This window comes from Dactylosporangium sp. NPDC051087 (assembly GCF_055586325.1).
The window spans coordinates 12,952-26,960 of record NZ_JBVJIJ010000061.1 but is presented as its reverse complement, the minus strand read 5'-3'; the positions used below and the strand labels follow the sequence as shown (position 1 = coordinate 26,960).

General features: G+C 67.4%; 13 protein-coding genes and 2 pseudogenes. 8 read left to right on the top strand and 7 right to left on the bottom strand.

Going from position 1 to position 14,009, the window contains the following annotated elements:
- Positions 1-98 precede the first annotated feature (98 nt).
- Positions 99-1,004 (top strand): annotated as a pseudogene (locus tag ACZ6TV_RS53830) (IS1634 family transposase); the annotation flags it as partial.
- Positions 1,005-1,067: 63 nt separating this feature from the next.
- On the opposite strand, the gene ACZ6TV_RS53825 reads toward ACZ6TV_RS53830, so the two are convergent.
- Both ACZ6TV_RS53825 and ACZ6TV_RS53820 read right to left on the bottom strand, forming a co-directional pair.
- On the bottom strand, positions 1,068-2,210 hold the full coding sequence (locus ACZ6TV_RS53825) for a reverse transcriptase domain-containing protein (RefSeq protein ID WP_465309280.1): 1,143 nt from the start codon (positions 2,208-2,210) through the stop codon (positions 1,068-1,070).
- 594 nt (positions 2,211-2,804) lie between these two features.
- The gene (locus ACZ6TV_RS53820) at positions 2,805-3,059 is read right to left on the bottom strand and encodes a transposase (protein ID WP_465309278.1); all 255 of its coding nucleotides are present in this window, start codon (positions 3,057-3,059) and stop codon (positions 2,805-2,807) included.
- Between ACZ6TV_RS53820 and ACZ6TV_RS53815 the strand changes: the two genes are divergently transcribed.
- The 5 genes from ACZ6TV_RS53815 (at position 2,988) to ACZ6TV_RS53795 (ending at position 8,139) form a co-directional block, all read left to right on the top strand.
- Positions 2,988-4,034: a hypothetical protein gene (locus ACZ6TV_RS53815; protein WP_465309276.1), complete on the top strand. Its 1,047-nt coding sequence runs from the start codon at positions 2,988-2,990 to the stop codon at positions 4,032-4,034. The two genes, ACZ6TV_RS53820 and ACZ6TV_RS53815, sit on opposite strands and share 72 nt — an antisense overlap.
- Before the next feature lie 428 nt (positions 4,035-4,462).
- Positions 4,463-4,969 carry a DUF6879 family protein gene (locus ACZ6TV_RS53810; RefSeq protein WP_465309274.1) on the top strand — a complete coding sequence of 169 codons (507 nt, stop codon included), beginning with the start codon at positions 4,463-4,465 and terminating at the stop codon, positions 4,967-4,969.
- Positions 4,970-5,318: 349 nt separating this feature from the next.
- On the top strand, positions 5,319-5,645 hold the full coding sequence (locus tag ACZ6TV_RS53805) for a Scr1 family TA system antitoxin-like transcriptional regulator (protein ID WP_465309284.1): 327 nt from the start codon (positions 5,319-5,321) through the stop codon (positions 5,643-5,645).
- A gap of 1,066 nt (positions 5,646-6,711) precedes the next feature.
- Positions 6,712-7,266 (top strand): hypothetical protein, encoded by a 555-nt coding sequence (locus ACZ6TV_RS53800; protein WP_465309272.1) that lies wholly within the window; start codon positions 6,712-6,714, stop codon positions 7,264-7,266.
- 480 nt (positions 7,267-7,746) lie between these two features.
- Entirely contained in the window at positions 7,747-8,139 is a 393-nt protein-coding gene (locus tag ACZ6TV_RS53795) for an ATP-binding protein (protein WP_465309270.1), read from the top strand.
- Between the two features lie 143 nt (positions 8,140-8,282).
- Here ACZ6TV_RS53795 and ACZ6TV_RS53790 read toward each other — a convergent pair whose 3' ends face one another.
- From ACZ6TV_RS53790 to ACZ6TV_RS53780, 3 genes and pseudogenes are all read right to left on the bottom strand, one after another.
- A complete protein-coding gene (locus tag ACZ6TV_RS53790) occupies positions 8,283-8,642 on the bottom strand; it encodes an STAS domain-containing protein (RefSeq protein ID WP_465309268.1) in 360 nt (119 codons plus the stop codon).
- 596 nt (positions 8,643-9,238) lie between these two features.
- A pseudogene (locus ACZ6TV_RS53785) lies at positions 9,239-9,383 on the bottom strand (leucine zipper domain-containing protein); the annotation flags it as partial.
- A gap of 104 nt (positions 9,384-9,487) precedes the next feature.
- Positions 9,488-9,847 carry a histone-like nucleoid-structuring protein Lsr2 gene (locus tag ACZ6TV_RS53780; protein WP_465309266.1) on the bottom strand — a complete coding sequence of 120 codons (360 nt, stop codon included), beginning with the start codon at positions 9,845-9,847 and terminating at the stop codon, positions 9,488-9,490.
- A 166-nt stretch (positions 9,848-10,013) separates the two neighbouring features.
- Between ACZ6TV_RS53780 and ACZ6TV_RS53775 the strand changes: the two genes are divergently transcribed.
- A complete protein-coding gene (locus ACZ6TV_RS53775) occupies positions 10,014-10,430 on the top strand; it encodes a transposase family protein (protein WP_465309264.1) in 417 nt (138 codons plus the stop codon).
- A 195-nt stretch (positions 10,431-10,625) separates the two neighbouring features.
- On the opposite strand, the gene ACZ6TV_RS53770 is transcribed toward ACZ6TV_RS53775, so the two are convergent.
- Positions 10,626-11,408 (bottom strand): hypothetical protein, encoded by a 783-nt coding sequence (locus tag ACZ6TV_RS53770; protein ID WP_465309262.1) that lies wholly within the window; start codon positions 11,406-11,408, stop codon positions 10,626-10,628.
- A 312-nt stretch (positions 11,409-11,720) separates the two neighbouring features.
- Between ACZ6TV_RS53770 and ACZ6TV_RS53765 the strand changes: the two genes are divergently transcribed.
- A complete protein-coding gene (locus ACZ6TV_RS53765) occupies positions 11,721-12,044 on the top strand; it encodes an STAS domain-containing protein (protein ID WP_465309260.1) in 324 nt (107 codons plus the stop codon).
- A 321-nt stretch (positions 12,045-12,365) separates the two neighbouring features.
- Here the strand turns inward: ACZ6TV_RS53765 and ACZ6TV_RS53760 are convergent, their stop codons facing one another.
- The gene (locus tag ACZ6TV_RS53760) at positions 12,366-13,031 is read right to left on the bottom strand and encodes a SigB/SigF/SigG family RNA polymerase sigma factor (protein WP_465309258.1); all 666 of its coding nucleotides are present in this window, start codon (positions 13,029-13,031) and stop codon (positions 12,366-12,368) included.
- Positions 13,032-14,009: the final 978 nt, after the last annotated feature.

Genomic DNA, 14,009 nt, shown 5'->3' with positions numbered 1-14,009 from the left:
ACCGGGTCAGTACACCCAGCTCGACTTCAGGCAGCCAAGATCCATTCATGGTGCGCCGAGTATCGCGCAAAGCCGTTTAAGGCAACGGCATTGGGTCCTGGCCCGGCAACACCGGTGACTCCACCCTGATCCGGCAGGTCAAGACCGAGATGCGCGAGTGGAGTCTGGCCCGCGTCGTCTGGGTCGCCGACCGCGGCTTCGCCTCCGCGGAGAACCGGCGGTTCCTGCAACAGGGCGGCGGGCACTACATCCTCGGCGAGAAGCTCCGCGCCGGCAGCACCGAAGCCGACCAGGCCCTGGCCCGGCAGGGCCGCTACGCCCAGGTGGCCGAGAATCTGCAGGTCAAGGAAGTCAACATCGACGCCGACGACCGGTTCGTCATCTGCTACAACCCCGACACCGCCGACCGCGACGCCGCCGTCCGGGAGCGACTGATCGCCCAGCTCACCGACGTGATCGACAGCACGGACACGCTGTCGGCCACCAAACGCGCCGAGCTCCGCGGCGTGATCTCCACCAAGCCCGGCCTCAACCGGTTCCTGCGCGTCACCCCCAACGGCCTGCTGCGCATCGACGCCGCGAAGGTCAAAGCCGAGCAACGCCTCGACGGCAAGTACCTGCTGCGCTGCTCCGACCCGAAACTGTCCGCCGAGGACATCGCCCTGGGCTACAAACAACTCCTCGAAGTCGAACGCGGCTGGCGCGACATGAAGACCACCCTGGACCTACGACCGGTGTTCCACCGCCGCGAGGACCGCATCCGCGCCCACATCCTGCTCTGCTGGCTCGCGCTGCTCCTCATCCGCGTCGCCGAGACCAGCACCGGCCGCACCTGGAACACCATCCGCACCGACATCGACCGGCTGCACATCGGCGTGTTCACCGGCCCAGCCGGCACCTTCACCCAACGCACCGAGCTGTCCCAGCCCCAGAAAGTCCTGTTCGCCAAGCTGAAGGTCACCGAACCGCCTCGCGTCTTCGACGCGACGCCCGTAACCTCCTGACCTGCATCAACGCCACGGCCTAGTGACACGCCACATCACCGGGCCAGCAGGCGTTTGCCCAGCTCACACCCAAGATTCGCGGACTATACCGACGCGGAGCTGCGGAACGCAGGGATAGGTATAGATGAAATGCCGGTTCGTTCCTCGCTTGCGATGACGCTGGATGCGCCACCCGAGGAAGTCCACACCCTCGTCGATCTGGGTGATCAGCGTCTTGTCCGGCGACAGGCGCAAGCCCATCACCGCCAACACGCCAGCGATCTCGTCCCGCAGCGTCACGGCGTCGGACTGACTGCCTCTGATCATCAGGCACCAGTCGTCGGCATACCGGACCAGCTTGAAGTTCGGCAAGCCACGCCGCAGCCGCCCAGCCCTCACGCCTGGGCTGGAGTTCGGGCCTCCAGGCTGCTGAGCGATGTGCTCGTCCAGCACCGCCAGGGCGATGTTGCTGAGCAGCGGGGACAAGATCGACCCTTGCGGGGTTCCGGCGTTGGATTCCCGAAGCTGCCGGTCCTCACCGAGAACACCGGCTTTCAGGAACGCCTTCACCAGGTCCAGGACGCGCTTATCGGCGATCCGACCCCGCACCCGCTCCATCAGGGCGACGTGGTCGATCTCGTCGAAGCAGGCCTTGATGTCACCTTCCACGATCCACTCGTAACAGCGTGGGTTCGTGGCCAGGTGACGGATCTCGGCCACCGCGTCATGAGCCCGGCGTCCCGGGCGAAACCCATACGAGCACGGAAGGAAGTCCGCCTCGAAGATCGGCTCCAACACCAGCTTCACGGATGCCTGCACCACCCGGTCGGTGATCGTCGCGATCCCCAACCGGCGCAGCTTGCCGCCCGGCTTCGGGATCATCCGCTCCCGCACCGGCAGCGGCCGGAAACTACGGTCCTTCAACGAGACCCGCAGCCCGCCGAGGAATTCCTCGACACCGACGCGCAGCACGATGGATAGCGCTGTTCTGCCGTCCACCCCAGTGGTCTTGGCAGCCTTGTTTCCCCGCACCCGGTCCCACGCCACCAGCAGGAACGCGGGATCGGCGACGAGGTTGAACAGGTCGTCGAACTGGCGATGAGGATCATCACGAGCCCAACGGTGCAGCTTGGTCTGGATCTCCAGTACCCGATCCTCGGCCCGCAACAGGGCCAACTCCGGATCGTCGGTGTTCACCGGCGACAACTCCTCCTGGTATTCCAGCATCCGTACTGCGTGTCTTGCTGGCCCCCTTCGCCCTGCGTCCGGCTCTCCCGGACCCCGGCGGCGGGTCGTTACGCCCGCGACTACTACGAGGCCTCCGCCCCGACCAGACGCCCATCAGCGGCAATACACCTACCCAGCCCCGTCCTGGACGGACAGGAGCCCGGCGGGCGCCGGTCGGTTCCCACGTTCACCAACCAATCGATCGGCCAGGGAGGTGTCCAGCTCTACTCCGGCAGCATCGCCACGGCTACGCCGCAGGCCTTCACCATGGCCTCCCCACCGTCGGAGCTACACGGCTTCGGAGTCCACCCCGCAGCCGAAGCCGCAGGGCCGTGCGCTGCTCTCCGGCCCATATCCACCAGGTTGGAGCCGGCTTCGCTGTTACGGAGCTTCAACCACTGGTTCACTCGCGTTACACCTTCTGGCCTCGCCTCGACGAACCCGCACCGTCTGGCAGTCCCGGCACGTCCCGCCTTTGTCAGGGCCGCTTGCCACCCTCCCCGCCATCGCCCGGATCAGGCTGCCCTCAGGCTTCTACCGGGCCGCTACGACGACCCGGCGGGAAGGTCTCGCACCCTCCTCGATCAATCAGCGCTACATGGCGCACAGCTCCGACGCGAAATACGCGCTCGCAGCCTTGAGGATCTCGTTGGCCCGGCGCAGCTCGGCGTTCTCCTTCGCCAGCCGGCGGTTCTCCTCCAGCAGCTCCGTACTCGGCCGGTCAACCCGCTCGCCGGTGTCTGCCTCAGCCTGCCGGATCCAGTTGCGCAACGCCTCATGATGCACGTTCAACTGCTCAGCCAGCCGCCGGATGACCGGCTTCGGATCCGACTCGCGATACAAGCGCACGGCACGCGCCCTGAGCTACGCGCAGCCGAAGCGCACAACTTCGCTGCACTGATCGCCAGCGACTGCGGCCTGCCCGACCTCGCCCGCAACCTCTGCATACGCCAATACACCGCGATCCGGGCCGCCGGACCGGTCGGTATCGATCACGCGAAACTCACCCTGCAACCGCTGATCAACCTCGGACGCCTGCACACCCGCGACGGCGACGGCGACACCGCCTACCAGCTCCTGCACGACCTGTTCACCGCCGTCCAGACCGCCACCACGGCCCGCATCGACGGCATCGACGTCAACGCTGCCGACCTCGTCCACGACGCCCACGGTCCCGAACTGGTCCAATGGCTCCGGGCGATCCTCCTCGCCGACGGCACCCGCGCCCTGGCCCGTGCCGGCCGCTGGCACGATGCCGCGCACCAGGCTGAACAGCATTACGGCGTCGGCACCCGCCTCCTCGACGGACGGCAAGTCGCGATCATCGCCGCGCCTGCGCACGCAGCGCTCGGCATGCTCCGCGCTACCTACTCCCCGACACCGTGGGAACGCGCGGTCGTGGCCTGCCTCACGACCATCTGCCGCATCCGCAGCAGGCCCGACACTGGTACAGACGTCGCCATGCTCCTCGACGCCTACCAGGCGATCGATCCGGGCACGACCGACGCCGCGTTCCAGGCTCGCCTCGCGGTGACCGCCACTGTCCTCGCCACTGGCCAGCCTGACGCTGCGACACTCCTCGGCCATCTCGAGCGGCTCGCCACCGACGCCATCGATGCCACCGACGCCTACATTACCCGTGACATCCTCACCGCAGCCCACCTCCTTCCGCTACCGGGCAGTACCGTTGAGCACCTCACCAGCACCGTGATACACGCTGGACTGGGCGCCGGGATCATGCCGCCGGTTCTGCAGCAACGCCTGCGGCACGCCACCCCTACCGCTGAACAGGTGATCAACACTGCGGTCGGGGCAGGTCCATGACGGGCGTCAGACAGGCCGAACGCCGCCGGACGTCCGGCGTATCACCGACTCGTCTCGGTGTGTCGTACCCACGTTCGATTCGAGTCGGCATCGACGCTGCTCTACCGCCCGGCAGCGGCATGGCTTGAGGCAGTTAACGTTCTTGGGCAAAGAGTCACAGGGCGGGCAGTCGCCGACGCTGTACGCCACCGATCGACAGACCTACGTTGTGCAGGGCTGGCGCGTGCCAGGGGAGGCGACGAGCGTGGAGATCCCGCACGGGTTGCTGCGCTTCCTGGAGGCCGACACCGACCTGGCAGCTGCACTGCGGGACACTGGCGCCAACACGTACTGCCTGAGTGGCGCTCCGGTCACGGACGAAGCCGCGCTGGCCCAAATGGATCTACCCGCGCACGAAACGTGCGTTGAGGTCGGGAAGGCAAAGAGGGTTGCTCACTGACGAAGAGTTCTACGCGTTGTTCCGCGACTGCAAGCGCTCGGCGCTGCACCTGGAGATGCGGGACAAGTACGGACTCGACTTCGAAGAGGGTCCGTTCCAACGCTTCATGCGGGGAGAGCCCGACGACTACGCCTGGCACGCGCCCTGGCTGAAGATCGTCCGCGACGCCACCGCAGCGGGCAAAGTCATCGGTCGCGTCCGGATCGTGAGCGTTCCGCACAGCGACTACACCCGCTGGAGTATTGCCAACGCTCCGATGAACATCGAGGCAGGCGAAGATCTTCGTTGGCTGCCCCGGCACGAGGTCGGCGACATCGAGCTACCAGCACAAGACTTCTGGCTGATCGACGACGAGCGGGTGGTCTGGACGCCCTTCGACGACGAAGGCCGCTACCTCGGCTCGTACGAGGAAGAAGACGCCCAGCTCATCTCGCAGTGCCGCACCGCATACGAAAGGGTGTGGGCAATCGCGGTTCCGCATCGCGACTACGTGTGAGCAGCACGGTTCACCAGGCCCGAGAGTCTCTTGGGCACCGCCTTCGCGATCTTCGTAAGGACGCTGGACTCACCGGCCGGCAGCTTGCCGACGCTGAGGCTGGTACCCGTCGAAGGTGTCAAAAATCGAGTACGGGCGCCAGACACCGTCCGAGGACGACATTCGGCAGTGGTGTCGTCAGTGCGACGCGTCCGACCAGACCGACGAACTCATTGCGACGGTCCGGCACATCGAGTCCATGTATGTCGAGTGGCGTCGAACGCTCCGCGCCAGAACCAAGCGCCGGCAATAAGCCTCGATCACCCTCGAAGCCGAGACGAAACTCTTTCTCTGGTATGAGCCCGTGATCATGCCGGGCTTGGTGCAGACGGCCGAGTACGCCTCCGCCATGCTCTCGACGCTGGTAGCGTTCTGGCAGATCCCAAACGATGTCACCGCCGGAGTCGCCGCGCGGATGGAGCGCCAACAGATCCTGTACCGGGGCGTTCACCGCTTCCACTTCATCGTGGTCGAGCAGGCGCTGCATACCGTGGTTGGCGGTCCCGACGTCATGGCGGGCCAGCTCGACCGCGACGATCACCCCAGTGGTCCTGCTCGCCGAACGCTGGTACCCCATCCCGACATTATCGTCGTGCTGCCAAACCGGATGCTTTGCGCGACGCGTCCGCGCCGATGATGAGCTCCGCAGCGCCCCGACGTCCTCACCACGCCGGACACGCGCGACACACGCGCGACGTCGGCGCCCTGCTCTGCTGCCGTGCCGGAATTCGCGCATCAATCGTGGACGCCGGCGGCCGGGGGCGCCCCCGCTCCCCGACCGCCGGCCGTGAACAACGCGACGGATTACTCGGTCAGCGGCGATCTTCGCCGCTTTCCTCTCCCCATTTCTTTGTTTACCCGCCGCCACGAATCCAAACATCGACCGGCCGATCCGCCGTTCACTCCGATGGCCAGCGCCATCCCGCGACCGGAAGAACCAGGCCTTCGGGTGCTGGTGCTACCGCGGTGACCAGCCGATCATGGTCGCGGTCGGCACCTGGGCGCTCACCGCCCCGCAGACGGCGGAACAGCTGCTCGTGAGCGTCGGCAGCGCCATGCCGACCATCCGTACCGACGCCGCTGCCGCACCGGGACGGCCGGAGGTGACACCCCGGATCGAACTGGACGGCCGCGGCTTCGCCGGGGTTGTCCGGCGTCTACCTCACGAACTCCGGCGCCGAGGGTCTCTCATGCATGTACCGAGGACGGACGCCATCCTGAGCACCATGACGGACACGCTGCTCGCTGCGTTCGGCGACGACCACCTGCGCGGATGCGTGTCGTCGATGCACCGGCCGACACGGACAACACCGAGGGTGATCTCTGATCATTCCTTGGCGAATGCGACGCCTGCAAAAACACCCGGCAGAAGACCCACACCTCATTGCCGAAATGGCCAGATATGAACCAGTCCCCCGTCACTGCAAATTTTCCCGGCATCTCGCCGGGTTGAGGCATACGGTGAGTCCGGAACTGTGACGGTCCGCTGCCGGGGTGCGACCCGGCGAATCACGGGACACGACGCCGGTTTGGCCGTTTGGGCGTTGACCGCAGCTCTCCCGTGCACCGCCGCCCCCGCGGCGGTGCACGGGGCTTCAGCACGACCGCCGACATGCCCACTGGGCTGGTCGGCGATCATGCCGGTGGACCGCTCCGAATGGGCGAACCTTGCACTTTGAGGGTCACCGTGATCACCTTGTCCGGTGTCCGACGCGCCCCTCGCCACCTACCGTGTCTTCCGGCGCAAGGTGCTTGAGCTGACCCGGCCGCCGGGCGGCGCCGGCGCCATCGTCGAGCTGTTCCACTGGTTCGGCCGCGCCGACGTCACCCCGATGCTCGGCGGCCCGAACTCGCTGGACAGGGCCGAGTACCAGGACTGGTACGTGCAGAGTTGGCGACGTCCGCGCTACCTGCTGGCGCCGGGCACGACACACCTGGACATCCGAGCGGGCTACCAGTCCGGCGTCATGATGCGGGTGCGGATCTGGCCGCTGTCCACCGCCCGGCCGTTGGAGCGCACGACGAGCGGACGGACCGCGAGCGGACGGGTGGCGGACGTGGTGGCCTTCGACGGGCCGGCAGCCACCGCGACGGTCTCGTTCCGCAACGCGTCCATCTTCGCCAGCGACCCGGACGGTCGGCACCCCCGCCTGCTGCTGGCGAAGGGCGGACTGCACCGTGGCCCGCTACCGATCCCTGCCGGCCCGGCCCTGCTGTCGATCGAGACAGACCAGCCCTGGACCATCGAACTGCCCTGACGGGATCTCGCCCACACGACAGAGAGGGTCGGGGCAGGGCACACCTGTCGTTGTTCGACACCGCCGAACGCACGCGTCATCGCGTCAGCCCCATCGACGGCCCCGTAAGGCGACGGGCGATCCAATTTCTCGGTGAGCGCTGACACCGTCGATGGCTGGCTCGCCCGGGATGAAGGCCGCTGGTCCGGTGAACAGGATCGGAGCACGCCCGGCGGCTGGCGAGATCGCCGCGGATTCGCGTGAAACGGGCAGGTGATGATGGGACCAGATCGAGGTATATCGGCAGGCATGGTGGCGTTGGGGGTGTCTGGTCCACCGCTGCGGCTGCGGGAGCAGTACCGCTAGCGGCTGCGGGACGTGCATGGACTCGACGCGCTCCGGCGCGGGTTGCGGCGGTCCCTGCGCCGGCTCCGACCGTCCGGGACCCGCCCGGCGAGCACAAGGTGCGGCAGGCCGGACCCACCCGACGTCGCCGACGCAATGATCGAAGCGATCGTCCTGGCCGCATCGGAACTCGCTGCGCACGCCCTGTGTGTCAGCCCGGATCAGCCGGTACTGCGGGTCCTGCGCGGCCCCGGCCAGGTGCTGCTCGACATCACCGACAGCCAGCTGGCCACGCCGCCACTGCTCGAGGACCCGGCGCAGGACGCAGCCGCCGCATCTCCAGTGCCCGGCCACAGCTACGGCCTGTGGATCGTCTCCCGGCTCAGTCAATCGATGGGTTGGTACCGCACCGCCACCACCCGGCACATCTGGGCCCTGTTCCCGACCCGCGGCAACCCCGCACACCGGCACACCCCAGCCGCGGCCCAGCTGCGCCCGGCCCGCCGGCTCTCCCGAGCCACAGCTGCTCGGCTGCGCGACCAGCGCTGAGCGCTCCAAAACACGGCAGGGTGGCCCAAGACACCCTTGTGGTTCTCGGTCCTACCGCCGGCGCAGCGTCAGAGCTAACGCGCCATCGGACCGCAGGACGCGCGCTTGTCGTCCTGCTACGGCCGAGCCGGCCCCGGTGTGGACTACGGTGCCTCGGACGCGAACGGCGCGACCGCCTCAGCCACCGTCGACGCCATCCGGAACAGCGAGTCAAGCCGGGTCAGGTCGAACAACCGCAGCACCGGCCGCGACCCGACCACCGTGACCGAACCCCCGCCCGAAGTCGCCTCCTTATAGGTGTTGACCAACGCCCCGAGTGCGGACGAATCGATGAACGACACCCGGGACAGATCCACCACCAGATCAGCACGCCCCCGCTCCGCGACCGCGTCCTGCACGATGCCGTGCAACTCGGCTCGGAACACCTCAGCGACCACAGCGTCGACCGCACCGGTCACGGCCGCCACCACACACCGGCCAACCGGCGTCACAGCCACCTGCATCCAGGTCCCCCTCCCACCGTGCCGCCCACGCCCCCAAGCAGGTACGGCCAGATCTCCATGTCATACAGCAAATATCGGAAGGTACGGGTCACCACGCGCTCACCAGTTCAAGCACTCAGGACGATGGGGCAGCCTGCCCAGCACAAACGGCAACCCCTGCTCAGCGCACGGCCCGAACCCTCGTCAAGGCTTCCTCGATGGGAGCACCACGGCCCGACTGGCCCGACCACGCGGCAGTGCGCAGCATAACCACGCCACCCGACCGCGACAGACAGGAGACACCACGCGCGACGTCAGCGGCGAGCAAACAGGGAAGGATTCGAAATGGCATCGACAGCAGGGGCGACCTCACGGTCCACCCGGCCCCGGGCTACCGCGTCACCGCATCAGACAGTGCGCACCACAACAGGACCGACCTCACACGGCGGCATACGCCCGTTGCTTGAGCGTCGCCTTTCACCGTCCCACCGCACCAACCTGACACATCGGCAGGCGGAACCGGCCGGACGGCCCGGTCGACTGTAACCGCTCCCAGCAGTCTTGTCACACCCGCAGACATGCAGGCAGAGATGCCCCGCCCTCGATCACGAACCAGCGCCTTCGGCTCGCCACTTGTGTCCCGTGGCTCGGGAACAGCCGAGTTCCTTGGCTACATGGGCCACGGGCCTCCCATCGCTGACGACACGCTGGATGAGCAGGCGCCCGGCCGTCCACGGTCAGCCGGGCGTTACGGTGGGCCATAGAGATTTCCGATCAGGGTGAAAGCGTCGCGACTTCCACCGCGCCGGAGGTCTTCCTCTTGATCAATCCATCACGCCCCGACGACAACGCTCGTAGTCGTACACCTAGCGGCCGCCTGCGGCCTGGTAGCGGTCGATGATGTCCTGCTTGATCCGACCGCGCTCTGATACTTCAATGCCTTGCTGCTCAGCCCATTCCCGAATCGCGCGATTCTGGTCCCGACTGCCCCGGGCGGTGGCAGCGGGCTGGGCGCTGCGTCCACGGGAGCCGCTGGGCACAACGCTGCCGCGGCCAACCTTCGTGCCCGCCGCGAGATACGGGGCGAGCGCAGCACGGAGCGCGGCGGCGTTCTTACCGGACAGATCGATCTCGTACTGCACTCCGTCGAGGCTGAAGGTGACGCTCTCATCCGCCGGCTTGCCATCGATATCATCGATCAACTCCTGGATTACGCGCCGAGCCACGCTCCACCCCTTCCACACTTAAGTCCGAAAGCTAATTCCGACATCCCCGGCGCCGCCGAATCGCTGATCACAGGCCGCTCGCAGTTCATTCGAACACGAATGATTCCACATCCACTGAACCTTTTCCATCCCGACGATCCTGGTCAGGATGGGGTGACGGGCATGGTTGACCGAGCAGGAAAGACACGGAGAGAGGCTCTCAGTAAGACGGCAGCCGACCAAGATCCACCCCTGGCCAGGAGCCTCTCGCATATTGTCCTATCCGTCGTCGATCTCGTTGTCCACCAGCAGCCTCAACCACCCGACCGACCTGACCCGCACCCGCCGCGCGGCACAGCGGTCACGATGGCGCCGCCTCACCCCCGACCAGCAGGCCCTGCTCGCGTTGACGCACCTACGAAACGATGACGCCCCAACTCGCCTGACCGCCGGGTTCGGAGCTGGCGCCACCACCGCCTGGCGCTATATCCGGCAGGCCGTGGATCTCCTCACCGTAACCGCGCCGACCCTCGCATCGACGCCCACAGTCAGGTCCACGCGGCCGCCGCAATCGACCATCACCGTCGGATCGTGCAGCAGCTGACCACCGGCACGGACACCCGACCCATCCACCACCCAACTCGCCGCCGCCTAACATCAACCACAACGGATCAGCGCTGGCCGTTCCTAAACCACGCCAGTGGACGCGACCTGCGCAACATGGTTGCAGGGCCGATCGGGCGTCGGGGACAGGCGCTGGACCGCTCTGAGGTGGGCACCAATGGAAGGCGGTTGGAGCCTAGCGATGGTGCGCGCTGTACAGCGCGGTCAGCAGTTCGGTGTATCCGGCTGCCGTGCCGATTCGTTCGCGACGATCGGGATGCACCAGGTAGTAGTGCATGGTGTGGGCCAGGAACAGTGCGTTGACGGTGTCGGTGCGAATATGTCGCCGGGTCAACGGCAGGCCGGTAGCGTGGACCAGGTCAGATCTGGCATACGTGAGCCGCAGGGACAGCGCTGATGTTGTGGTTGGTGGCAGCGACGTCGTCGTCAAGGCGTCCCACGGGACGGTGAGGGCGCCGAAGACGCTGCGGTCTTTCAGGCCATCCGGCCTCAGTTGCACACCGATGCCCCGCCACGCCGCGGCGACGTGCACCACCGTCAACACCACGGCCAGGACGGCCAGGACCACCATCGTGTCGTCCATGAACCGTTCGGCCTGATCCAACGACGGCCAGCCGCGGTGCACGGTGCGCATATTGACCGTGAAGGTGATCACGGTTGCGGTCGAGAAGGCCACCCCAGCAGCTTGGTAGACGTGGTTCGGCTGCGGCAACGTACGAAACGCGAACGCCGCCGGGTCAACCGTGAACGCTGCCGGCCGCCACCGAGTCAACGCCACGCCCGCCAGGAAGCTTGTCACGAGGGCGAGCAGGGACACCAGAACCGGCAGTCCGAACCGGAAGTCGCTTTCCGGTGCCGACAGCAGGTGCACCGCCACCAGCACGCTGGCAAGGGACACGGCGCCGCCGAGCACCCAGCGAGGGCGACGGGCGGTTCCGGCAAGGACCGCGGAGATCATCCCGACAGCGTAGGACCCGGTGCCCAGCGCGGAGATCAGTCGATCGGACGCTCACCGCCGGCCCCTGCACCGGCTCGACATCACCCCGCCATCCGAACCAGAACCGAGCCGGCGCGAAGCGAGCCATAAGGGGACGGCGGTGGGACGGCGGCCGTCACAGACTGTGTCACATCCGTGCGGTGCGTAGCGTTCACCCCCGGACGCAGTAGCACGTTCGCCGATCAGGCATCCGCTGAGCGGCGGTCATGACTGCACCGAACACCTGTACTATTTCGTCGGCCGTGGCGGTTACCGTTGCCGGCGGTGATGCAGATGCGTGATGGCGGCTTGGAGATCACGGTGACGGTCCGCCGGGAGGGCCGGGTGGCCCACGTCGCCGCTGCCGGCGATGTCGATCTGTTCACGGCGCCCGCGTTCCGGGACGCGTTGCGGCACGCGGCGACCGCCACGAATGGTCCCGTCGAGGTCGACCTGAGCCGGGTGACGTTCTTCTCGTGTACCGGCGCGGCCACCCTGCACGACAGTGCGCTGGTCGACGGCGGGCGGCTACGGCTGGTCGAGACGAGCACTGCCGTGCGACGCACCATCGCCGTCCTGCGACGCGCCGGCGTGGCGGCAGAGCAGCCATGGCGGTGAGCACCGCGACGATCAGGCACTGCACGGGGAGTTCGTGCTCAAGGCGCGGCGCATTCCCAGCGGCGTGACCGGCGCCACCAGTAACGATGGACGATGACGCAGCATCCGCCGTATGGAGACCGGTGACGAGGCACATCCAGCATGCCTCGCGCCGACGGAGCCCTTCTGCGCCTGCCGCACCCACCTACAGCCGCACGCGCCGGCCACCCGGCCACCCGGAAGCCTGGCGCCGGCGCGGGGGAAAAAGAGCTGGCCCGCTCGGCACAGGTGATCGCCCACCGAACGCGACGCCACATCTGGGGCGGGTCCGGTCTGGGCGGCCTATCCGGCGGTCAGCCCCGCACGCAAGGTACACAGCGTTTGGGTGAGCAGCCGCGAGACGTGCATCTGGGAGATCCCAAGTTCTGCCGCGATCTGTGCCTGTGTGCGGTTGCCGTAGAACCGCATCGCGATGATCCGCTGCTCACGCTCCGAGATGCCCGCGAGCAACGGGCGGAGCGCCTCCCGGAACTCGACGCCGTCCAGCGCCGGGTCAAGCACGCCGATCGTCGACTTGAGGTCCACGTCCCCGCCGGTGGCGCCGAGCGGCGCATCGAGTGAGAGCGCGTGGTAGGCGTGCCTGGCCGCGAGCGCCTCGATGACGGCGGCTTCGTCGACTCGCAGACGGGCCGCGAGCTCAGCGACGGCCGGGGACCGCGCCAAGGCTTGGGTGAGCTCATCGAGGACCGCACCGACCTCCAGCCGCACCTCCTGAACCCGGCGCGGTACCCGTATGTCCCAGGTCATGTCCCGGAAGTGCCGCCGCAACGCACCGATGATCATCGGGATGGCGTAGGCAGGGAATGCGACACCCAGGGCCGGGTCGAACCCGTCAACAGACTTCACCAGGGCCAGGCTGGCGACCTGCACAAGGTCCTCAACAGGCTCGCCACGGTTGCGGAACCGGCGCGCGAGATACCGGGCCAACGGAAGATACAGCTCGACCAACCGGCAACGGACAACCCGCCAACTCCCGCTACCCGCGGGCAGGTCTGCCAAGTGCGTGAACAGGATCGCCGCCGCTTCGTCGGTCCCACGGCCCGCGGATCGGCAGAAGCCGCAGGGATCACCTGCACACGCTGCCACAGCTGCACTACGAGATGCATCAAGGTCGGTCATCCGTGACGGGCCCTCCTCGACACAGAGGCACTCGACTAAGGCGCCCGTCCACGTCCACACCGCGGCAGGGCGGGCCGGGCGAACGAGCATCGAGCAAAACGCCTGCGAGCGCCGGCCGAGCCGGGTGCTCCGACCATAGTGTTTCGTCAACGCGCCGGAATGTCGCCGACGGTACAACGCCTGTGGCCGTACCAACAGAGCCCAGCAGTAGCACATCGGTTTAGCCGTGTCCCGGCGCGAACGCGCCGCGGTCGTGGGAATGGTAGGCCGGTGGCCTGGACTCATTCGTCGGCAGTGAACGCCTCGAGGAGTGGTTTCCGCACGCGCGCAGCCGAGGGACAGCGGCAATGCACGGTGAATGGGTCAGCCGAGGCTGGTGCCTCCGGCTTGCATCGGGGGCGGGGGTGGAAACGATGCACGCCGGGATGGCCCGGAATCCGGCTGGCGCCCATCCCGGCGACGTCCATGATTCGGCGCCTGCCGCGCGTCGGATGGGTCGAGGCGGACACCCGAACGAGTGATGCCGCTGAAGGGCCGTCTTTTCGACACCCCGAGCGCTGCAAACGGCCAGGATGTCACGTGTTCCGGATGCCGGTTGGTCGCAGCAGTAGCGATGAGGCATGACAGGGCCAGAGGCAACGCCACCCGAGGTCGTCACGGACGGTCATGTCGTGGCGCTGTCGCGGGCGGGGATGCGGTGCTGGGGGGGGGGGGGGGGGGGGGGGGGGGGGGGGGGGGGAGAAAAAAAACCCCCCTCCTCCCCCCACCCCCCGTGTTTCTTTTTTCCCGCGTATTTCCCTTCCTCCC